This window comes from Citrobacter sp. FP75 (assembly GCF_018342065.1).
GTDB lineage: Bacteria > Pseudomonadota > Gammaproteobacteria > Enterobacterales > Enterobacteriaceae > Citrobacter.
On sequence record NZ_JAFDOE010000011.1, the window covers coordinates 1 to 22,154 of the forward strand.

Below are 22,154 nucleotides of genomic sequence, written 5' to 3' on the forward strand. Positions count from 1 at the left end.
CCGTGTCAGTGGAGGCGCATTATAGGGAGTTATTTCAGGCTGACAAGGGGAAATTTAAAATAATCTTCCAAGTGCGTATTTTTTATTCTTTGTGTTTATTTTAGCGACGTCTTGCTGGTTAATTGCGCTATTTCCCGAGCAAAACCCGCAACCTGTTCCCAGTCGGTGTACACCACTTCTTTATTCGTATCCGTTTCACCGCCTGACATCTTCATAATCAGTTGGATCATGACGCGGTCATACCAACGATAACGGGGATACAGCAAAGCCCCAGCAATTACCGCGCTGCGATCCGGCCGCCACGGCGAACTCATCAGAAACTTGCGCGCATAGCTGTTGGTTTGCGGTGTGCGCTTTTCCGGTTTACGGGCAACCAGGTTAACGGAGTAGAACGCGCTCGGCATCGAATTCAGCCGCGTAGCGTTCTTTTTCACAAACTCCTGAAAAGCAGCATGGTAATGACCGTAGCGAATCGATGCGCCAATCACCACGCTGTCATAATTTTGCCAGTCAGGTTCCGCGGTACGATGTAAATTAAGCACATCCGCCCAGATGCCCAGCTCTTTGAGCTCAGAAGCCAGATACTCGGCAATTTCGCGCGTTTGTCCATCCCGGGAAGAAAAAAGAATCAGTGTTTTCACGTGTTACTCCATTATTCACGCCAGAAGGTAGGGGTAAAGAGTACCAGTAGAGTAAAGACTTCCAGACGACCAAACAGCATATTGGCAATCAGGATCCATTTCGCCACCGGATTCATGCTGGCAAAGTTGTCGGCAACCACACCCAGCCCTGGCCCCAGGTTATTCAGCGTCGCGACAACTGAAGCAAAAGCGGAGAAGTCATCTACACCGGTCGCGATAATCGCCAGCATACTGATAATAAAGACCAACGCATAGGCCGAGAAGAATCCCCATACCGCTTCGAGAATACGTTCCGGCAATGCACGATTACCCAGCTTAATACTGTAAACCGCATTCGGGTGGACCAGACGTTTCAGTTCACGGTTACCCTGCTTAAACAGCAGCAGGATACGAATCACCTTCAAGCCACCGCCCGTTGACCCGGCGCAGCCACCAATAAAGGCAGAACACAGCAACAGTACCGGCAGGAACAGCGGCCAGCGGGCAATGCTGTCCGTGGTGAACCCCGCGGTGGTCGCCATCGACACCACCTGGAAAAAGGCCTGATTGATCGTCGTGAGCGCTGAACCATAGGTATTGTGTATCCACAGCACCAGCGTACAAACAACCACCAGCGTCAACTGTACCCCGATGAACATACGGAATTCCGGGTCGCGCCAGTAAACCTTCAGACTACGCCCGCTTAATAAAGAGAAGTGCAGGCCATAGTTACACCCGGAGATCAGCAAGAAGATAGCAATAATCGTGTTGATCGTGGGGCTGTCGAAATAGCCCACGCTGGCGTCGTGCGTTGAGAAGCCGCCGATAGCAATGGTGGCAAAGCTATGACCAATAGCGTCAAACGCAGGCATACCGGCAAACCACAGCGCCAGCGCGCAGGCCACCGTCAGCAATACATAGATAAGCCACAGGGTTTTCGCCGTTTCGGCAATACGCGGACGCATTTTATTATCTTTCAGCGGCCCCGGCATTTCTGCCCGGTAGAGCTGCATCCCACCGACACCAAGAATCGGCAGAATAGCCACCGCCAGCACGATGATCCCCATCCCGCCGAACCATTGCAGCATCTGTCGATAAAAGAGAATCGCGTGTGGCAATGAATCCAGTCCCACCAACGTAGTAGCCCCGGTGGTGGTTAAGCCGGAGAAGGATTCGAAAAACGCATCGGTGATCGTTAGATTAGGACTTTCCGCAAAGATAAACGGTAGCGCACCCACGCTGCCCAGCACGGTCCAGAACAGGACCACGATAAGAAAGCCTTCGCGTGATTTCAGCTCACCCTTTTCCTTACGGTTCGGCCACCACAGCATGGAGCCAATCGCCAGCGCGGCAAAGAAAGTTTGCGTAAATGCACGACCCGCCCCATCACGGTAGATGAGCGCTACCAGTCCGGGGATGATCATTGTCCCCGAGAATAAGATGACCAGTAGTCCAACGATTCGGGTAATGGCGCGAAAATGCATCTCTGCCGCTTCCTTAGTTCTTTAAAATGAGGTGGGGATTATTCTTCAATCGCTAACAATTGCAATGAACCTCGACTAAAATCCGCCAGCTTTGCTGAAAATTCATCCACTTTCGCGTAAGGAAGCGCTACCCGTAGCTGAACGAATGCCTGGTAATCACTGGAAACGATTTTACCGTCGAACTGCCCCAACAGTGCTTCAATACCGGCCAGTTGGCCGTACTCACACTGCAAAGTATATTCGGTTAACGGCGTCTTGCGCTGCGTTGTTAATTGCCGCAGCGCCTGATTCACACCACCGCCATAGGCTTTTACCAGCCCACCGGTACCGAGAAGAATACCGCCGTAGTAGCGCACCACCACCGCAGTTATCTCGCCGACGCCGCTGCCCATTAGCTGAGCAAGCATCGGTTTACCTGCCGTACCCGCCGGTTCACCGTCGTCCGAAAAGCCCAACTGTTGCGAATCATCCGGCGCACCCGCCACCCACGCCACGCAATGGTGCCGGGCGTCCGGGTGTTCCGCTTTGACTGACTCGACAAAGGCTTTCGCCGCCTCTACGCCGTCCGTGTGGGCGAGCAGCGTAATGAAGCGGCTTTTTTTGATCTCTTCAACGACGCTAACCGGCGCCGCAGGGATTAACCAACTGTCCATTACGCCAGTTTCAAATCCCGGGTCATATTTTCGATATGGTTCTCGTGGACAACCACGTTGTCTTCAATACGAATACCGCCGAACGGCTTCAGCGCATCAATTTTCTGCCAGTTGAAGTGGTTGCTGAACTGCCCTTCACGCCATGGCGCTAACAGTGATTCGATAAAGTAAATGCCCGGCTCGATGGTCAGGACCATGCCCGGTTGCAGCACGCGCGTGCAGCGCAGGTACGGGTATTTCGACGGCGCAGCGAGATGCGTACCGCTATCATCCTGCATAAACCCTGCAACATCATGGACCTGCAGACCCAATGGGTGACCAATACCGTGCGGCATAAACGGTCCGGTAAGATCGTTTTCCACCATCGCCTCTTCACTCATGCCGGTGATGATTTGATGCTTACGCAGCAGCTTCGCGATGCGCTGATGGAACTGAATGTGGTAGTCCACATAGCTGGTGCCCGCTTTCATAGTGGCAATCAGCGCCAGTTGCTCGTCATTCACATCCTTCACCAGATGCGCATAGTCGTTGTCGCTTTTCGCCGACCAGGTACGCGTCAGGTCTGCCGCATAGCCGTTATATTCCGCCCCGGCGTCCAGCAGGAAGCTGTGGATTTCAGACGGAGCCTGATGATCCAGCTTGGTGTAATGCAGCACGGAAGCATGTTCGTTAAGCGCGACGATGTTGCTGTAAGGTACGTCGGTGTCGCGATGCCCCGTGGCGGTCAGGTAAGACAGATTGATATCAAACTCACTCATGCCGGAACGGAAGGCCTCTTCCGCGGCACGATGACCGCTCACCGCCATTTTTTGCGCTTCACGCATACAGGCCAGTTCATAATCTGTTTTGTACGAACGGTAATAATGCAGGTAGTCGATTACGCCTTTCGGGTTGATGTTGCTGGCCGCAATGTCCAGCTGCAGCGCACGCTCCGGAACCGGGCCGATGTACCCGATATTGCCGCGCGCGGCAGGCAGCTGGCTACCAATCACATCGGCCTTTGGCAGTGCAATGATTTCAACTTCTTCGGTCCAGAAAGACGTCGGCAGCGGCTCAACGTTGTGCCAGTAATCAACTGGCAGGTAGAACCACAGTTTCGGCTTATTCACGCCATCCACCAGCAACCAGCAGTTAGGAACCTGCGTGACGGGTACCCAGGCTTTAAACTGCGGATTGACCTTGAACGGATACGGATGGTCATCGAGAAAAACGTTAACCAGCTCGCCGGAGTGAATAAGTAACGCATCGAGCTTGAAACGCGCCAGCGCGTCGCGCGTACGTTCTTGTAATGTAACGATATGATTTTTATAGAGTGCGGCCAGTGATTCCATTATTTTCCCTTCTGTTTTTTTGACCTCAAGTCTCCGCATCTTAGCACATCGCTTTATGACTGCGTGATTTCTACCGAGCGTGATCTGCCCGTCATTTCTTTAATCATTCATTTGCATTTTATTAACATAAAACACACACTTCGATTCATCTGGTATGACCAGATCACCTTGCGGATTCAGGAGACTGACATGCTTTACAAAGGCGACACCCTGTACCTCGACTGGCTGGAAGATGGCATCGCCGAACTGGTGTTCGATGCCCCTGGCTCGGTCAATAAACTCGACACTGCAACCGTAGCCAGCCTCGGCCATGCGCTGGATGTGCTGGAAAAACAACACGATTTAAAAGGGTTGCTGCTGCGTTCTAATAAAGCGGCCTTTATTGTCGGTGCTGATATCACCGAATTCCTTTCGCTGTTCCTCGTTCCTGAAGAACAACTAAGCCAGTGGCTGCACTTTGCCAATAGCGTCTTTAATCGCCTGGAAGATCTGCCTGTCCCAACCCTGTCTGCAGTAAACGGCTATGCGTTGGGCGGCGGTTGCGAGTGCGTACTGGCAACCGACTACCGTCTGGCAACCCCAGACCTGCGCATCGGACTGCCGGAAACCAAGCTGGGTATTATGCCGGGCTTCGGTGGTTCTGTGCGTATGCCACGCATGCTGGGAGCAGACAGCGCATTGGAAATTATTGCCGCAGGTAAAGATGTCGGTGCCGAGCAGGCACTGAAAATCGGCCTGGTTGATGGCATTGTGAAGCAGGAGAAACTGTTTGATGGCGCGATGGCAGTACTGCGTCAGGCAATCAACGGTGATCTCGACTGGAAGGCCAAACGCCAGCCGAAGCTGGAACCGCTGAAGCTCAGCAAAATTGAAGCGGCAATGAGCTTTACCATCGCCAAAGGCATGGTCGCGCAGACCGCGGGTAAACATTACCCGGCGCCGATCACCGCAGTAAAAACCATTGAAGCCGCCGCCCGCTTTGGTCGTGAAGAAGCGCTGAATCTGGAAAACAAAAGCTTTGTTCCACTGGCTCACACCGTTGAGGCCCGCGCGTTAGTTGGTATTTTCCTCAACGATCAGTTCGTCAAAGCGAAAGCGAAAAAACTGACGAAAGATATTGAGACACCGAAACAGGCTGCGGTGCTGGGCGCGGGCATTATGGGCGGCGGTATCGCCTATCAGTCGGCCTGGAAAGGCGTGCCGGTTATCATGAAGGACATCAATGACAAATCACTGACGCTGGGCATGACCGAAGCGGCCAAACTGCTGAATAAACAGCTTGAGCGCGGCAAGATTGACGGTCTGAAAATGGCAGGCGTAATTTCCACTATCCATCCAACCCTGGATTACACCGGCTTTGAGCGTGTGGACGTAGTCGTGGAAGCGGTTGTTGAAAATCCGAAAGTGAAAAAAGCGGTGTTGGCAGAGACCGAAGATAAGGTGCGCCCGGATGCTGTTCTGGCGTCGAACACCTCGACGATCCCAATCAGCGAACTGGCCAGCGTGCTGAAACGCCCGGAAAACTTCTGTGGGATGCACTTCTTTAACCCGGTGCACCGCATGCCGCTGGTAGAGATCATTCGCGGCGAGAAAAGCTCGGATGAGACCATTGCCAAAGTCGTCGCCTGGGCCAGCAAAATGGGCAAGACGCCGATTGTGGTCAACGATTGCCCCGGCTTCTTTGTTAACCGCGTGCTATTCCCTTACTTCGCAGGTTTCAGCCAGCTGCTGCGCGATGGCGCAGACTTCCGCAAGGTCGATAAAGTAATGGAGAAACAGTTTGGCTGGCCGATGGGCCCAGCTTATCTGCTGGACGTGGTCGGTATTGATACCGCACATCACGCGCAGGCGGTGATGTCCGCAGGCTTCCCGCAGCGGATGCAGAAGGATTATCGCGACGCGATCGACGCCCTGTTCGACGCCAGCCGCTTTGGCCAGAAAAATGGTCTCGGATTCTGGCGTTATAAAGAAGACAACAAAGGCAAGCCGAAGAAAGAAGAGGATGCCACTGTTGATGGCCTGCTGGCAGACGTCAGTCAGCCGAAGCGCGATTTCAGCGATGACGAGATTATCGCCCGCATGATGATCCCGATGGTCAACGAAGTGGTGCGCTGCCTGGAAGAAGGCATTATCGCCAGCCCGGCTGAAGCCGATATGGCACTGGTTTACGGTCTTGGCTTCCCTCCGTTCCACGGAGGCGCGTTCCGCTGGCTGGATACGCTCGGCAGCGCGAAATATCTCGATATGGCGCAGCAATACCAGCACCTCGGCCCGCTGTATGAGGTGCCGGAAGGATTGCGTAATAAAGCGCGTCATAACGAACCGTACTATCCCCCGGTTGAGCCTGCCCGTCCGGTCGGCGACATGAAAACGGCTTAAGGAGTCACAATGGAACAGGTTGTAATTGTTGATGCGATCCGTACCCCGATGGGCCGTTCGAAAGGGGGCGCGTTTCGCCACGTGCGGGCGGAAGATCTCTCCGCACACTTAATGCGTAGCCTGCTGGCGCGTAATCCGGCGCTGGAGCCAGCGGCGCTCGATGATATTTACTGGGGTTGTGTGCAGCAGACGCTGGAGCAAGGGTTCAATATTGCCCGTAACGCCGCGCTGCTGGCGGAAGTTCCGCACTCCGTCCCGGCTGTTACCGTCAACCGTTTATGCGGTTCATCAATGCAGGCGCTGCACGACGCAGCACGCATGATTATGACTGGCGACGCACAGGCTTGCCTGATTGGCGGTGTAGAGCATATGGGTCACGTGCCAATGAGCCACGGCGTTGATTTTCATCCAGGTATGAGCCGCAACGTGGCAAAAGCCGCCGGTATGATGGGCCTGACGGCGGAAATGCTCTCCCGTATGCACGGTATCAGCCGTGAAATGCAGGATGCCTTCTCCGCACGTTCACACGCTCGCGCCTGGTCCGCCACGCAGTCTGGCGCGTTTAAAAACGAAATCATCCCGACCGGTGGTCATGATGCCGACGGCGTGTTGAAACAGTTTAACTACGACGAAGTTATCCGCCCGGAAACCACCGTCGAAGCGTTGTCCACCCTGCGTCCGGCGTTTGATCCGGTCAGCGGCACGGTTACTGCCGGTACCTCTTCCGCTCTCTCCGACGGTGCCGCTGCCATGTTGGTGATGAGCGAGAGCCGCGCCCGCGAGCTGGGTCTGACGCCGCGCGCGCGCATCCGCTCAATGGCGGTGGTCGGCTGCGATCCGTCAATCATGGGTTACGGCCCGGTTCCAGCCTCAAAGCTGGCGCTGAAAAAAGCCGGGCTTTCTGTCAGTGACATCGGTTTGTTTGAGATGAATGAAGCCTTTGCCGCGCAGATCCTGCCGTGTATTAAAGATCTGGGGCTGATGGAGCAGATTGACGAGAAGATCAACCTCAACGGCGGCGCGATCGCCCTGGGTCATCCACTGGGATGTTCTGGCGCGCGTATCAGCACAACCTTACTGAACCTGATGGAGCGTAAAGACGTGCAGTTTGGTCTGGCGACGATGTGTATCGGGTTAGGTCAGGGTATCGCGACGGTGTTTGAGAGAGTGTAAATCAGGAAAAGTATCTCAAAGCCAATGACGTCAGAACAAGGCGGCAAGCGAGCAAATCCCGATGAGCTTACTCAAGTAAGTGATTCGGGTGAACGAGCGCAGCCAACGCAGTTATGGCGTCATTGGCGAAGAGAGACAGTTTAGTTGCCGTTCTTCCCGCCTGTCAGGGGCGGGTTTTTTATTGCTTAAATAAACGCGAATGCGTCACCAAACAGGCGGTCTTCACGCGCCTGACGCTCATTACAGAACAGATCGCGCGCGATTTTTGCCATCTCAAAACGCCCGGCAATGTAGATATCATGCTCCGCCAGCGTACCGTGATCCTGCAATACTGCCGTTAATACGGTCCCCGTACGACCACGCCAGCCAGCTTCAGGCTGTTCAACCACTGGCTCAACGCGCAGATTAGGGTGATTAACTGACAGGGATTCCAGCTCAGAGAGATCGTAAAGATGCTTCTCTTCACGCCCGCCCCAGTAAATCGTAATGTCACGATTTGGATTACGCGCCAGCGCGGTAAGCAGAATGGAACGAACGTAAGAGAACCCCGTACCGCCAGCAATCAGAATCAGCGGACGATCGTCTTCATCGCGCAACCAGGCTTCGCCATGCGGAATGTCGACCTTAATCTCCCGGTCTTTCAGTATTCGATCCATAACGGCCATGGCATACAGATTAAGCTCAGAGGCGCCCACGTGCAGCTCAATGAATCCGTGCTCATCCGGCGTTGATGCCATGGAGAACGGACGCTTATCTCGTTCATCCATCACGACCATTAAATACTGACCAGCACGAAAGGAAAACGCCGCGTCTGGCACTAAACGGACGCGATATACGGTGTCAGTGATAGCTTCTACCGAGGTCACTTTACAGCTTAAGGTTGTCATGCGCTCTCTCTGTCGGATCAATAGGCAAAACGATCGCGCCTCAGGCGCTTTTGCCGTCATTAAAGATGGCTAGTTCATCCCAAATTGCGTCAATACGCGCGGTCACTTCAGGATCTTTTTTAATCGGACGGCCCCATTCACGTTGGGTCTCGCCCGGCCATTTATTGGTGGCATCCAGTCCCATTTTTGAACCCAGGCCGGAGACCGGCGAGGCAAAATCCAGGTAATCAATGGGCGTATTCTCTACCAGCACCGTGTCCCGGGCCGGGTCCATACGGGTGGTAATCGCCCAAATCACATCATTCCAGTCACGTGCGTTAACATCATCATCGCAGACAATAACAAATTTGGTGTACATAAACTGACGTAAAAACGACCAAACGCCCATCATGACGCGTTTGGCATGGCCCGCGTACTGTTTTTTGATCGTGACAACCGCCAGTCGATAGGAACAGCCTTCCGGCGGCAGGTAAAAATCGACGATTTCCGGGAACTGCTTTTGCAAAATAGGCACGAACACTTCGTTCAACGCCACGCCCAGCACGGCAGGTTCATCAGGTGGACGTCCGGTATAGGTGGAGTGATAAATCGCATCTTCACGCTGGGTAACGTGTGTGACGGTGAAGACCGGGAAGCTATCTACTTCATTGTAGTAACCCGTATGGTCGCCATACGGTCCTTCCGGAGCCATTTCACCCGGTTCGATATACCCTTCCAGCACAATTTCGGCACTGGCTGGCACTTCCAAATCGTTGGAAATACATTTGACCACTTCAGTCTTGGTTCCGCGCAGCAATCCGGCAAATGCGTATTCCGATAACGTGTCAGGCACTGGCGTCACCGCGCCCAAAATCGTTGCCGGATCGGCCCCCAGCGCTACAGCAACCGGAAAACGCTCACCAGGATGGGCTGCACACCACTCCTGATAATCAAGCGCACCGCCACGATGGGAAAGCCAGCGCATGATGAGCTTGTTTTTGCCGATCAACTGCTGACGGTAGATACCCAGATTCTGCCGCTCTTTATGCGGGCCACGCGTAACGGTAAGCCCCCAGGTGATCAGCGGTGCGGCATCTTCCGGCCAACAGGTCATGATTGGAATACGGTTGAGATCGACGTCATCGCCTGACGCGATTTTTTGCTGACAAGGCGCACCGCGCAGCCGTTTGGTCGGCATATTCAAAACCTGCTTGAACTGCGGCAGCTTATCAAACAGATCGCGAAATCCTTTTGGCGGCTCCGGCTCTTTCAGAAACGCCAACAGCTTACCCACTTCCCTTAGCGCTGAGACATCTTCTTGTCCCATCCCCATAGCAACACGCTTTGGCGTGCCAAACAGGTTGCACAATACCGGCATCGAATAGCCTTTAGGGTTCTCAAACAGCAACGCGGGTCCGCCCGCACGCAGCGTGCGATCGGCAATTTCGGTTATTTCCAGATGAGGATCCACTGGAAGCGTAATGCGTTTGAGCTCGCCCTGCTGTTCAAGCAACGTCAGGAAGTCGCGTAAGTCGTTATATTTCATGGCGTCCATTGTGGCCTCTTCGTAAGCGCCTCATTATACGGCGTTCATCATTGTGATGCTGTATTTTTGTTAAATTAGCGTGAACTCTGGCAGCCAACAAAGAAGCAGCTTGGAGGGTGAAGTGTATAATTTAACTTAGCGCATGGCTTTTGCTATGCTTGCGCTCAGAACAAGCGGATAAGAGTTATTATGCAAGCCTGGTATTTACTGTACTGCAAACGTGGGCAACTTCAGCGTGCCCAGGAACACCTTGAAAGACAGGCGGTGGGCTGTCTGACACCCATGATCACCCTGGAAAAAATAGTGCGTGGAAAACGTACTACAGTCAGTGAACCGCTTTTCCCAAACTACATGTTTGTCGAATTCGACCCGGAAGTGATCCACACCACCACCATCAATGCCACACGTGGCGTCAGTCATTTCGTCCGCTTTGGTGCGACACCGGCAACGGTTCCATCTTCCGTTATTCACCAGCTTTCCATCTACAAGCCGGAGGGGATTGTTGATCCGGAAACACCACAGCCGGGAGATAGCGTGATTATCACCGAAGGTGCATTTGAAGGATTGAAGGCGATTTTCACCGAACCTGATGGCGAGGCACGCTCCATGCTTCTGCTCAACCTGCTGAATAAAGAGGTTAAGCAGAGCGTGAAAAACACCGGTTTTCGAAAACTTTAAACCCGCTTCAGAAAGTGACTTCGAATAGCGTTCTGACATTGGCGTCGATTGCTGCAGCCAGGCGTTGAGGATCTTCCCCGCGCCAGTGCGCAATACGCTCAAGAATGTGCGGCAAGTGCGCAGGCTCATTACGCCGTGAAGCCGGTTTCGGCGTTAAATCGCGGGGGAGTAAATAAGGGGCATCGGTTTCAATCAGTAGCCTTTCCACCGGGATAAACGGCAACAGCTCCCGCAGTTCCATTCCCCGACGTTCATCGCAGACCCATCCGGTGATGCCAATATACAGCCCTCTATCCACACATTCCTGCATCTCCTGACGAGAACCGGTAAAGCAGTGCAACACAGCGCCTGGAAGACTGTCCAGCCAGGGTTCCAGCAACGTCAGAAAGCGCTCATGTGCATCGCGGCAATGCATGAAAACCGGCATCTGCAGCTCAGCGGCTATGCGTAATTGCGCCTCAAATGCCCGTTCCTGCTCCTGCGGCGTGGAGAAATTACGATTGAAATCCAGGCCGCATTCACCAATGGCAACCACCTCTGACTGGTTTGCCAGCGCCACAATAGCCTCTTCGGTTGAGGATTGCCACTGGCTACTATCATGCGGGTGGACGCCCGCCGTAGACCAGCAATGCGGATAATGCTGTGCCAGCTTTAACGCCTGCTGGCTTTCGTGCAGGTTAGTTCCGGTCAAAAGCATGCCGTTCACACCGGCAGAAAAGGCGCGAGCCACCACGTCATCCCTGTCTTTTGCAAATTGCGTACTGGTTAAATTAACGCCAATATCAAACATGCTTCCTCCCATATGGCAACCGCCCTTACGGGCGGTTGAATTTATTCTTCGGTTTTATCGGCGGCTTCAGCTTTTTCGTTCTCGGCCTCGTTATCTTCGTCTCGCGTACGTCGCTTACCGACATAGAAACGGGAGAAGAAAACACCGACTTCAAACAAGCAGTACATCGGTATTGCCAACAGCGTTTGCGAGAAGACATCTGGCGGGGTCAGTAACATCCCCACGACAAATGCGCCCACCACAACATAAGGGCGTTTTTTACGTAACTCGTCTGGTGTCGTAATGCCCATCCAGCACAGCAGCACAATGGCAACGGGAACCTCGAAAGAGACGCCAAAGGCCATAAATAGCGCCATCACGAAGCTGAGGTAGCTGGCAATATCCGTCGAGACCTGTACGCCCTGCGGGGCCGTATTGGCAAGGAAACCAAACGCCAGCGGGAAGACGACAAAGTAAGCGAACGCCATACCGATATAGAACAGCAGCGAACTTGAGACCAGCAGCGGCACAACAAGACGGCGTTCATGCTTGTATAAAGCAGGCGCAATAAAGGCCCATACCTGGTACAGGATCACTGGCGCTGACAGAATTAGTGACACCATGAAGGTGAGCTTTATCGGGGTAAAGAACGGCGAGGCCACATCTGTGGCGATCATCGTCGCACCCTGCGGCATTTGCTTGATCAGCGGTGCCGCAACCATATGATAAATGTCGTTGGCAAAGTAAACCAACGCCAGAAAGATCACGATTACCGCGATAATGCAGTTCAGGAGTCGCTTACGCAGCTCAATAAGATGCGTGATGAGCGGTTGGGTATCTTCTACAGCCATGTTTACGGTTTATCACTCGACGAAGGGGAGGATTCGACAACAGGCGCGGCGGATTTCTTTTCTGCGTCCATCAACGTTACAGAAGCGGTTTCCGTCGGTTCCGGCGAATTAACACCCGTGGATTGCGGTTTTTGCTCCGGCGAGCTTGCCTGCGCTTCAGCGGTAGCCGGGGTGACACCCTCGTGCTGTGCTTCACTGTCTTTCACCACCGGATTATGGATGGTGTGCGCTTCATCGCTCGCTTTCTCAGCGTCGTTAACACTGTACGAACGCTTCATCGACTCCGCAGCTTCACGCAGTTCATCCATCGATGCTTTCAGCTCCGGCGTCAGATTTGTCAGGCTCGCTTTCTCAACCTTCTTCAGGCTGTCCTGAAACTCCTGGAGCTTCAGCTCCTGGGTCAGTTCATTCTGCACCGTAGTTGCAAGGGAGCGCAACGCGCGAACCCAACCCGCGACCGTTTTTACCGCCACTGGCAATCGTTGTGGCCCCAGGACGATGAGGCCAATCACGAACACCAATAACAGTTCGCTAAAACCGATATCAAACACGAATTATACCTGCTCTTTATCGTGGCTTTTGGCGTCTTCTTTTTTCACTTCGCCCTGCTTATCGGTAATGGACTTAGCAGTAAAATCAGCATCCTGGCTGGTTTTATCTTGCTTGGGCTCATCATCACCCATCGCTTTTTTGAAGCCTTTAATAGACGCGCCAAGGTCGGAACCGATGGAGCCGAGTTTCTTGGTGCCAAATAGCAGTACAACGATGACGGCAATGATCAACAACTGCCAGATACTGATACCACCCATACATGTTCCTCTGTCATAGATGATGAATTAATAAGACCGTAGTATACGTTACACGACCTGCCTTGAGCGATGAAAAATTCAGCGCATTTTGCGCCAGCCTATCAACCAGGCAATAACGCCGCCCGCCATTAGCCAGACAGGCATCAGTCCCCACTCAGGGCGGCTTACCAGCAGGAATGTCCCACTTAACAGCAGCGTTGCGCCAATACCCAATAAATAACGGGATTGTCCCTGACGAACATGATTCGCCTGAAGCTCGCGCGCAATCTTATCAACACTGTGTTGTAAATATTTGCCCTGGCGCAAACTGTCATACACAAGTTCAGGTATTTCTGGCATTTTTTCGACCCAGAACGGTGCTTTTTCTTTAAAAGCCCTGACAAGCGCAGGAATACCGACCTGATCTTTGATCCACGACTCAAGAAATGGCTTGGCCGTTTTCCACAAATCTAACTGCGGATATAGCTGTCGTCCGACACCCTCGACATATAGCAATGTCTTCTGTAACAGCACCAACTGAGGCTGCACTTCCATATTAAATCGACGTGCCGTGTTAAACAGATTCAACAGCACGTGACCAAATGAAATCTCCGACAGCGGTTTTTCAAATATCGGCTCACACACGGTACGAATAGCAAATTCAAATTCTTCAACGTTGGTGTCCGGCGGAACCCAGCCAGAATCCACGTGCAGCTCGGCAACCTTGCGGTAGTCGCGATTAAAGAACGCAATGAAGTTCTCAGCCAGGTAGCGTTTATCTTCTTTATTTAACGAGCCAACGATCCCGCAATCAATACCAATGTATTTCGGGTTTTCAGGGTGTTCATAGCTGACAAAAATATTTCCAGGATGCATGTCCGCATGGAAAAAACTGTCGCGGAATACCTGAGTAAAGAAGACCTGAACGCCACGCTCAGCCAACAGCTGCATATTGGTGCCGTTCTTCTCAAGCGCGGTCACATCCGAAACGGGGATACCGTAAATACGCTCCATCACCATCATGTTCTGGCTGCAATAGTCTGAATACACTTCAGGGATGTACAGCATCGGACTGTCTTCAAAATTACGTCGCAGCTGGATCGCGTTCGCCGATTCGCGCAGCAAATTCAGCTCATCGATCAGCGTTTTTTCATATTCACGAACCACTTCCGTTGGCCGCAGGCGGCGTCCATCTGGCAGCAAACGAGGCACCCAACGCGCAAGACGGTAGATCAGTTTTAAATCCGCTCTGATGACCGGCAGAATGTCCGGGCGAATGACCTTGATCACCACCTCTTTGCCGTTCGATTTCAGCCGCGCAGTGTGTACCTGTGCAATAGACGCGGATGCCAGCGGCGTGATGTCAAAATCATCAAACCATTCTTCAACGGGGAGTCCCCCCATGGCTTCTTCGATTTGTTGTTTTGCGCGTTGACCATCAAATGGGGCCACCCGATCCTGTAAAAGTGCAAGCTGATCGGCAATTTGCGGAGGAAAAAGATCACGACGAGTGGAAAGCATTTGACCAAACTTGATCCACACCGGCCCCAGCTCCTGCAAAGCCAGTCTCAGTCTCTCACCCAGCGGTTTTTCTTTATGTCGGTTAGGCATCCAGAACAATGTGTAACGCCACAACCGAAGCGGCAGCGTAATACGCATTTTGGGGATGAGTTCATCAAGACCGTAGCTTAAGAAAGTGCGAATGATGAAATAAAGGCGCCGTACTTCACCTGGCGTCATTTGGCCTCCAGTTTTTCCAGCCGTTTGGCCAGAGATTCGACCGCACGCTCAACGGCAGCGATTTCTTCGGCAAACCATGCAACTTCAAGCTGACCCGGGGCCATACGCCATTCTTCGGTGATCGCTTCGGCAACGTAACGCTGCTGACGTTGAACGGTGTGGTATAAAAACCTAGCCCCGCCACGCAGGGCTTTGCTAACCCCTTCCGCAACGATATCGCCGGTATAGGGTGCTAACAACTCTGCGGGATCGAACTCCGCGAGGTCAGCCAGTGCAACAAAGTTCTGCACCACCTGAATATCGCCCTGCACTTCCAGTTCACCGCTGCGAATAAGCGTCGTGAGTTGCTGCCGGTCGCGCAATTTCGGTAACACGCTGGCATGTGTGATCACGGTGCAATCAGCTTCGCCTTCCCATGCCCCCAGTACATCAACCTGGCGCTCACTAAACACCAGGACTAGCGGCGTCGAAAATCCTCTGAGATCTACACGCAGCACCTTGCTTTGCAAACGCATTCTGGCCAATTTCAGCGCTGGTGAACGATACAGAAAGGTGTTGAGCAGATTTTCAACGCCTGCGGTTACTAAGGGTTTAAAAGGCATCCCCGATCTCCTGTCAGAACTTGTAACCACGATGCAGCGCAACAACACCCGCCGTCAGGTTGTAGTAATCAACGCTTTCAAACCCGGCATCTTGCATCATTGCTTTTAACGTGTCCTGATCGGGATGCATGCGGATGGACTCCGCCAGATAGCGGTAACTATCTGCATCGCTTGCCACCATTGAACCAATACGCGGCAGAATGTGGAAAGAATATGCGTCATACGCTTTGCTCAGCGGTTCAATAATCGGCTTGGAGAATTCCAGCACCAGTAAACGTCCGCCTGGCTTCAGCACGCGATACATGGAACGCAGCGCTTTGTCTTTATCCGTAACGTTACGCAGGCCGAACGAAATGGTAATGCAGTCAAAAGTATTGTCCGGGAACGGCAGTGCTTCCGCATTCGCCTGGACGTACTCGACGTTGCCAATTACGCCAATGTTGCGCAGCTTTTCGCGACCCATTTTGAGCATTGAGTCATTGATGTCCGCCAGAACAACTTTCCCGGTTTCACCCACCATACGAGAAAACTTCGCCGTCAGATCGCCCGTACCGCCGGCTAAATCCAGGACCGTCTGTCCGCGGCGCACGCCACTGCAGTCAATGGTGAAGCGCTTCCACAAACGATGAATGCCAAATGACATTAAGTCATTCATAACGTCATATTTAGACGCCACAGAATGAAAAACGTGGGCCACCATGTCAGCTTTCTGCTCTTTAGCGACGGTCTGAAAGCCAAAGTGCGTCGTTTCTTGTGAATTATCCACCATCTCAGTGCCTGCTCATCCAAAAAATGTTCGAGAAGTGTAACAGATTGGGGCAATTTGCCCTACCCTTCTGCCGGGTTACACTACCCCAAATGGGCTAGTTTGATTGCTGATTTACCGCCTCTTCATCGGGGTAAGTCTTGTCTTGTTGCGCCTCCGGGACCGAACGTAAGCGAAACTCTTCATCCTGAGCCGTGGCTTGTTCAACCAGTTCAGGGTTAATCTCGCGCTTAATTTCAACGCCTAATCCACGGAACGCTTCTGCCTGCGCCAGAACGTTTCCGCGCCCCGAAGAGAGCTTTTTCATCGCCTGACGATAGTTATCCTGTGCCTTGTCCAAACTCTGGCCAATCGCCGACATATCATCGACAAACAATCGCATCTTGTCATAAAGCTTGCTGGCCCGGTCCGCAATTTGTTGCGCGTTACGGCTCTGATGTTCATAGCGCCACAAATTTGCGATGGTGCGCAATGCCACTAACAGCGTAGTGGGGCTCACCAGCATAATGTTATTTCTGAGCGCTTCGGTAATCAGTTCGGGCTGTCTGTCCAGCGCCAGCAAAAATGCGGGCTCAACGGGGATAAACATCAGCACATAGTCAAGCGTACGTAACCCCGGAAGCTGCTGGTAGTCTTTACGGCCCAGAAGACGAATATGGTTACGCACGGAAGCAATGTGCTCCTGCAACGCACTTTCGCGGGTGTAGTCATCTTCTGCGTTAAAATAGCGCTCATAGGCGATCAGCGTCATTTTCGCGTCGATCACCACATCTTTTCCCTGCGGTAGCCGGACTATAACATCCGGCTGCATCCGCGAACGGGCGTCGTTTTCGATACTGACCTGGGTTTCGTATTCATAGCCTTCACGCAGACCGGAAGCCTCCAGTACCCGCGTGAGGACGACTTCTCCCCAGTTACCCTGGGTTTTGTTATCGCCTTTCAGCGCCCGCGTCAGATTAACCGCTTCCTGTGCCATCTGCGCGTTCAACTGCTGGAGATTACGAATTTCGTGCGCCAGGGTATGACGCTCTTGCGCCTCTTTGCCAAAGCTATCCTGCACCTGACGGCGAAAACCGTCCAGCTGTTCACGCAGGGGGGTCAGCAGGCTATTCAGGCTTTGACGGTTTTGCTCATCAACACGGCGATTGCTGTGCTCAAAAATACGGTTCGCCAGATTTTCAAACTGCTCACTCAGGCGCTGTTCGCTGTTGATCATCTGGCGGATTTTCTCTTCCGCATGCTGTTGCGTCGCTTCGAGCCGTGTAGTGACTTCCCGGAGATCGGCCTCCAGAGAGGTATTAATGCTGTGCAGGCTGCGGAGTTCATTGTTGAGTAGCTCGCACTCTTCACGCCAGTGGGCTTCCTGCGCCAGCTGTTGACGAGCAGCGCTTAGCGCAATATCCAGTTCACGCCGTTCTTCGATAAGATCTGCGCGGATTTGGTCGGCTCGCGCTTTTGTCGCCAGCCAGCCCACGAGCAGCCCTGCAGCTAACGCCACGACGGCACTTATCATTATCGAAATATCCACTACGCCCCCTTACAGCAACGACTTACCCGCACAAAATAGAATTGTGCTGTATAAACGTCCAGTTTAAAAGGAATTTCCTGCGAGGTACTACGCAAAATAAAAAGGCCGAACGCGTCGGCCTTTTCTTAAAGAAGAGAGAATTACAGCAGGCGACGCGCTGCTTCTACTACGATTTTCACTGCGTGGCTTTCCGTTTGCTTCATGGTTTCTGCATTCGGAATCTCTTGCTGAGTACGGTTGACGATAACACCTGCAACCATACCGGCACGCAGACCCTGGCTTGCGCACATGGTCAGCAGCGTAGCGGATTCCATTTCATAGTTCATTACGCCCATGGACTGCCATTCTTCCATCGAGCCTTTGAAACGGCTCACTACGCGACCAGAGAAGGTGTCATAACGTTCCTGGCCTGGATAGAAGGTATCAGAAGAGGCGGTAACGCCCACGTGGGTGGTGGCGCCGATAGATTTCGCTGCTTCCACCAGCGCGGTGGTGCATTCGAAATCGGCAACCGCCGGGAATTCCATCGGTGCAAAGTGCAGGCTCGCCCCATCCAGACGAACAGACGCGGTGGTAACCAGCACGTCGCCAACATTGATATGCGGCTGAATAGCACCGGTCGTACCGATACGCAGGAAGGTACGAATGCCCAGTTGCGCCAGTTCTTCTACAGCAATAGAGGTGGACGGGCCACCGATACCGGTAGAACAAACGATCACTGCTTTACCATCCAGTTCAGCACGCCAGGTAGTGAACTCGCGATGAGATGCCAGCTTAACCGGCTTATCCATCAGCGCGGCGATCTTTTCCACACGCTCCGGGTCGCCAGGGACGATAGCAAGCGTAGCCCCTTGTAAATCGTTCTTAGTGAGGCCGAGATGAAAAACATCAGACTTAGACATAAAAAACTCCTCTGTGAATCGGTTTTGTCAGAAGAAGCAAAAACATACTTTACCGAAGGCATGAACATATTTTCGTGACAGCCATCACTATGATGTAAATCAATTGCATTAACTTACCGTCAAATAGTGACACAAATCACATTAATAACTCGATACAGGCAAGCCTTGCACAAAAGATAGACCGTTTAAGGCAATGTGGTTCGTTGCACGCGTCTATAGTTAACGATGCGCTATTTGGCTAAATACTTAAGGGTACGGAGAATACCATGGCAACAACACGACAATCTGGCTTTGCACCTGCTGTATCCCCACCTGCTGCTACGGCAGTTCACACCCCGGATAACGAAATCATCGCGGGTATAACGTCGATTCCGTCTCAAGGCGATGATATGCCGGCGTATCATGCACGCCCGAAACAGAGCGAGGGTCCGCTACCGGTTGTTATCGTCGTACAAGAAATTTTTGGCGTTCATGAACACATCCGTGATGTTTGCCGTCGCCTGGCGCTGGAAGGGTATCTGGCTGTCGCACCAGAGCTGTACTTCCGCACTGGCGATCCGAATGATTTTGCCGATATTTCAACGTTGCTAAGCGGTCTGGTGGCAAAAGTTCCGGACTCTCAGGTGCTGGCCGATCTGGACCACGTCGCCAGTTGGGCCTCGCGCAACGGCGGTGACGCGCATCGGCTGATGATCACTGGTTTTTGCTGGGGCGGGCGCATCACCTGGCTGTATGCCGCGCATAATCCGCAGCTAAAAGCGGCTGTGGCGTGGTACGGCAAACTGGTCGGAGACAAAACGCTGAACTCCCCCAAACATCCCGTCGATATCGCCACCGATCTTAACGCCCCTGTTTTGGGGCTGTATGGCGCTCAGGACACCAGTATTCCACAGGAGACCGTCGAGACGATGCGCCAGGCACTGCGCGCGGCGAACGCCAAAACGGAAATCGTGGTCTACCCCGATGCCGGACACGCGTTTAACGCCGATTATCGCCCGAGCTATCACGAGGAATCCGCAAAAGACGGCTGGCAGAGAATGCTGGCGTGGTTCGTGCAGTATGGCGGGAAGAAATAATTATTGCCCGGCAAACCGATCATCAAAACGGAGGCATTAGCCTCCGTTTTTGTTTTTACGCCTGACGCAGATTCTGCGCTGCTTTGACCATATTTGCCAGCGCAGCGCGGGTTTCCGGCCAGCCGCGGGTTTTCAGGCCGCAGTCCGGGTTGACCCACAGACGCTCCGCCGGAATACGCTGCTCCGCTTTCTTCAGCAGGGCTTCAATCCACTCCACGCTTGGGACGTTCGGCGAGTGAATGTCATACACGCCCGGCCCGATTTCGTTCGGATAGTCGAACTCTTCGAACGATTCCAGCAGCTCCATGTCGGAACGCGAGGTTTCGATGGTGATCACATCCGCGTCCAGTGCAGCGATGGAATCCATAATGTCGTTAAACTCGCAATAACACATGTGGGTGTGGATCTGGGTTTCATCCTTCGCCACCGCAGCATTGATACGGAAGGCTTCCACCCCCCAGGCCAGATACGCCGCCCAGTCGCTGCGGCGCAGCGGCAAACCTTCGCGCAGTGCCGGTTCGTCGATCTGGATAATGCCGATACCCGCCGCTTCCAGATCCGCCACTTCGTCACGCAGCGCCAGCGCAATCTGTTTGGCGATGGTTTCACGGGTCACATCTTCACGCGGGAACGACCAGCAAAGAATGGTCACCGGGCCGGTCAGCATACCTTTTACTGGTTTGTCGGTCAGCGACTGTGCGTATTTCGCCCACTCCACGGTGATCGCTTGCGGGCGGCTGACGTCGCCAATCACCACCGGCGGCTTCACGCAGCGAGAACCGTAGCTTTGCACCCAACCGTTCTGGGTAAAGACGAAGCCGTCCAGATGCTCGCCAAAGTATTCCACCATGTCATTACGCTCGGCTTCGCCGTGTACCAGCACGTCAAGACCCAGACGTTCCTGCTCAACAATCGCCTGCTTGATGTGCTCCGCAATACCGGTGCGGTAGTTACCCGCATCCAGGTTGCCTTTTTTGAAGTCCAGACGCAGGCCGCGAATTTCCGTGGTTTGCGGGAAGGATCCAATAGTCGTCGTTGGCCACGCAGGCAGATTAAAGCGGGCACGTTGCGCTCTCGCGCGTTCCGGATAAGCGTTGGTACGCTGGCTATCCTGCGCGGTGATCGCCGCCAGCCGTTTTTCGACTGCCGCATTGTGTACGCGGGTAGAATGGCGACGAGCCTGAATCGGGGCGCTCCATTCGGTAATCGCGGCGGTTTCACCGCTGTTCAGCGCATCGCGCAGCAGTGCCAGCTCGCCGCATTTTTGCAGGGCGAAGGCGAACCAACTTTTTACTTCCGCATCGAGGCGAGTTTCGACACTCAGATCGATCGGGCTGTGCAGCAGAGAACAGGAAGAGGCTACCCACAGCGCACGTTTGCCGACAATCCCCTTAATTTGTGCATATTTCTCGGTCAAATCGGCACGCCAGACGTTACGCCCGTTAATCAAACCCGCAGAGAGCAGCCAGTCGGCTGGCAGGCGCTTGTGCAGCTCGTCGACGTCATCCTTACCGTGAACGAAGTCTACGTGCAGGCCCTGCACTGGCAGCGCGGTGATGGTATCCAGGTTCGGCGTGACGCCTTCGAAATAGGTGGTCAGCAGCAGCTTCACCTGACCGGTGAGCGCGTCATACGCTGGTTTAAAGGCGTTCAGCCATGTCTGGGGCAGCTCCAGCACCAGCGCCGGTTCATCAATCTGAACCCACTCAATGCCACGCTTTGCCAGCTCTGCCAGCACCTGTTGGTAAACCGGCAGAATGTCGTTTAGCAGGCTCAGGCGATCAAATTGTTCGCCCTTCACTTTGCCCAGCCACAGGTAGGTTACCGGTCCCAGCAGCACAGGCTTCACTTTGTGGCCAAGCGCCAGCGCTTCGTCCACTTCATCCAGCAACTGAGTCCAGGTCAGTTTGAACTGCTGGCCTTTAGTGAACTCCGGCACCATGTAGTGATAGTTGGTGTTAAACCATTTGGTCATTTCTGCCGCCGCCGCCGGTTCACCGGTCGGTGCACGACCACGGCCAATGCGGAATAAGGTGTCAATATCGACGGAACCATCTTTGTTCTGATGACGGGCCGGGACGTTACCCAGCAGCAGACTGGTGGTCAGCACGTGATCGTACCAGGCAAAATCGCCCACCGGCAGCAGGTCAACGCCAGCCTGTTTTTGCTGATCCCAGTGACGGGCACGCAGCTCGCGACCCGTTGCCAGTAATTCTTCACGAGAGGCGTTACCTGCCCAGTAGTTTTCTTGCGCTTTCTTCAGCTCGCGACGCAGGCCAACGCGAGGGAAACCGAGGGTGTGATTCAATATTGTCATTTTTCTTCCTCTCTTATTTTATTGAATCTGAAGCAAAAACTCTAAATAGTTCGGCTTGCAGGAAGGCGGCGACACAGCGCATCCC

General features: G+C 53.4%; 20 protein-coding genes. 4 read left to right on the top strand and 16 right to left on the bottom strand.

Features of this window, described 5'->3' with window-relative positions:
• Positions 1 to 95: 95 nt before the first annotated feature.
• From hemG to pepQ, 4 genes are read right to left on the bottom strand one after another with little or no spacing between them, the layout of a single operon-like run.
• Positions 96 to 641, bottom strand: a complete 546-nt coding sequence (gene hemG / locus JQ822_RS22345; RefSeq protein WP_213135313.1) for a menaquinone-dependent protoporphyrinogen IX dehydrogenase — start codon at positions 639 to 641, stop codon at positions 96 to 98.
• Positions 642 to 652: 11 nt separating this feature from the next.
• A complete protein-coding gene (trkH, locus tag JQ822_RS22350) occupies positions 653 to 2,104 on the bottom strand; it encodes a Trk system potassium transporter TrkH (protein WP_213135314.1) in 1,452 nt (483 codons plus the stop codon).
• A 38-nt stretch (positions 2,105 to 2,142) separates the two neighbouring features.
• The gene (locus tag JQ822_RS22355; protein ID WP_213135315.1) at positions 2,143 to 2,757 is read right to left on the bottom strand and encodes an IMPACT family protein; all 615 of its coding nucleotides are present in this window, start codon (positions 2,755 to 2,757) and stop codon (positions 2,143 to 2,145) included.
• The gene (pepQ, locus tag JQ822_RS22360) at positions 2,757 to 4,088 is read right to left on the bottom strand and encodes a Xaa-Pro dipeptidase (protein ID WP_213135316.1); all 1,332 of its coding nucleotides are present in this window, start codon (positions 4,086 to 4,088) and stop codon (positions 2,757 to 2,759) included. The genes JQ822_RS22355 and pepQ overlap by 1 nt, the downstream gene beginning before the upstream one ends.
• Positions 4,089 to 4,277: 189 nt before the next feature.
• Between pepQ and fadB the strand changes: the two genes are divergently transcribed.
• Both fadB and fadA read left to right on the top strand, forming a co-directional pair.
• Positions 4,278 to 6,467 carry a fatty acid oxidation complex subunit alpha FadB gene (fadB, locus tag JQ822_RS22365; protein ID WP_213135317.1) on the top strand — a complete coding sequence of 730 codons (2,190 nt, stop codon included), beginning with the start codon at positions 4,278 to 4,280 and terminating at the stop codon, positions 6,465 to 6,467.
• A 9-nt stretch (positions 6,468 to 6,476) separates the two neighbouring features.
• Positions 6,477 to 7,640 (top strand): acetyl-CoA C-acyltransferase FadA, encoded by a 1,164-nt coding sequence (gene fadA, locus JQ822_RS22370; protein WP_213135318.1) that lies wholly within the window; start codon positions 6,477 to 6,479, stop codon positions 7,638 to 7,640.
• A gap of 185 nt (positions 7,641 to 7,825) precedes the next feature.
• Here fadA and fre read toward each other — a convergent pair whose 3' ends face one another.
• Entirely contained in the window at positions 7,826 to 8,527 is a 702-nt protein-coding gene (fre, locus tag JQ822_RS22375) for an NAD(P)H-flavin reductase (protein ID WP_213135319.1), read from the bottom strand.
• Positions 8,528 to 8,567: 40 nt separating this feature from the next.
• Positions 8,568 to 10,061 (bottom strand): 4-hydroxy-3-polyprenylbenzoate decarboxylase, encoded by a 1,494-nt coding sequence (gene ubiD / locus JQ822_RS22380; RefSeq protein ID WP_213135320.1) that lies wholly within the window; start codon positions 10,059 to 10,061, stop codon positions 8,568 to 8,570.
• Between the two features lie 180 nt (positions 10,062 to 10,241).
• Between ubiD and rfaH the strand changes: the two genes are divergently transcribed.
• Positions 10,242 to 10,730, top strand: a complete 489-nt coding sequence (rfaH, locus tag JQ822_RS22385) for a transcription/translation regulatory transformer protein RfaH (RefSeq protein WP_213135321.1) — start codon at positions 10,242 to 10,244, stop codon at positions 10,728 to 10,730.
• A 7-nt stretch (positions 10,731 to 10,737) separates the two neighbouring features.
• On the opposite strand, the gene tatD is transcribed toward rfaH, so the two are convergent.
• The 9 genes from tatD to udp all read right to left on the bottom strand — a co-directional run bounded on the left by tatD (position 10,738) and on the right by udp (position 18,676).
• Positions 10,738 to 11,520 (bottom strand): 3'-5' ssDNA/RNA exonuclease TatD, encoded by a 783-nt coding sequence (gene tatD / locus JQ822_RS22390; protein WP_213135322.1) that lies wholly within the window; start codon positions 11,518 to 11,520, stop codon positions 10,738 to 10,740.
• 41 nt (positions 11,521 to 11,561) lie between these two features.
• Positions 11,562 to 12,350 (bottom strand): Sec-independent protein translocase subunit TatC, encoded by a 789-nt coding sequence (gene tatC, locus JQ822_RS22395; RefSeq protein ID WP_135323707.1) that lies wholly within the window; start codon positions 12,348 to 12,350, stop codon positions 11,562 to 11,564.
• 2 nt (positions 12,351 to 12,352) lie between these two features.
• The gene (tatB, locus tag JQ822_RS22400) at positions 12,353 to 12,901 is read right to left on the bottom strand and encodes a Sec-independent protein translocase protein TatB (RefSeq protein ID WP_213135323.1); all 549 of its coding nucleotides are present in this window, start codon (positions 12,899 to 12,901) and stop codon (positions 12,353 to 12,355) included.
• Between the two features lie 3 nt (positions 12,902 to 12,904).
• Entirely contained in the window at positions 12,905 to 13,159 is a 255-nt protein-coding gene (tatA, locus tag JQ822_RS22405) for a Sec-independent protein translocase subunit TatA (protein WP_096758907.1), read from the bottom strand.
• Positions 13,160 to 13,237: 78 nt separating this feature from the next.
• Positions 13,238 to 14,878, bottom strand: a complete 1,641-nt coding sequence (gene ubiB / locus JQ822_RS22410) for a ubiquinone biosynthesis regulatory protein kinase UbiB (RefSeq protein WP_213135324.1) — start codon at positions 14,876 to 14,878, stop codon at positions 13,238 to 13,240.
• Positions 14,875 to 15,480 carry a ubiquinone biosynthesis protein UbiJ gene (gene ubiJ, locus JQ822_RS22415; RefSeq protein ID WP_213135325.1) on the bottom strand — a complete coding sequence of 202 codons (606 nt, stop codon included), beginning with the start codon at positions 15,478 to 15,480 and terminating at the stop codon, positions 14,875 to 14,877. Before ubiJ ends, ubiB begins: the two co-directional genes overlap by 4 nt.
• A 13-nt stretch (positions 15,481 to 15,493) precedes the next feature.
• Complete coding sequence (gene ubiE, locus JQ822_RS22420) at positions 15,494 to 16,249, bottom strand: bifunctional demethylmenaquinone methyltransferase/2-methoxy-6-polyprenyl-1,4-benzoquinol methylase UbiE (protein WP_096758910.1); 756 nt, start codon at positions 16,247 to 16,249, stop codon at positions 15,494 to 15,496.
• Between the two features lie 94 nt (positions 16,250 to 16,343).
• Complete coding sequence (rmuC, locus tag JQ822_RS22425) at positions 16,344 to 17,774, bottom strand: DNA recombination protein RmuC (RefSeq protein WP_213135326.1); 1,431 nt, start codon at positions 17,772 to 17,774, stop codon at positions 16,344 to 16,346.
• 140 nt (positions 17,775 to 17,914) lie between these two features.
• A complete protein-coding gene (udp, locus tag JQ822_RS22430; RefSeq protein ID WP_003828923.1) occupies positions 17,915 to 18,676 on the bottom strand; it encodes a uridine phosphorylase in 762 nt (253 codons plus the stop codon).
• Between the two features lie 266 nt (positions 18,677 to 18,942).
• On the opposite strand from udp, the gene JQ822_RS22435 reads away from it, so the two are divergent.
• Positions 18,943 to 19,752, top strand: coding sequence for a dienelactone hydrolase family protein (locus JQ822_RS22435; RefSeq protein ID WP_213135327.1), 810 nt, complete (start codon positions 18,943 to 18,945; stop codon positions 19,750 to 19,752).
• Positions 19,753 to 19,807: 55 nt separating this feature from the next.
• Here JQ822_RS22435 and metE read toward each other — a convergent pair whose 3' ends face one another.
• On the bottom strand, positions 19,808 to 22,069 hold the full coding sequence (metE, locus tag JQ822_RS22440) for a 5-methyltetrahydropteroyltriglutamate--homocysteine S-methyltransferase (RefSeq protein ID WP_213135328.1): 2,262 nt from the start codon (positions 22,067 to 22,069) through the stop codon (positions 19,808 to 19,810).
• Positions 22,070 to 22,154: the final 85 nt, after the last annotated feature.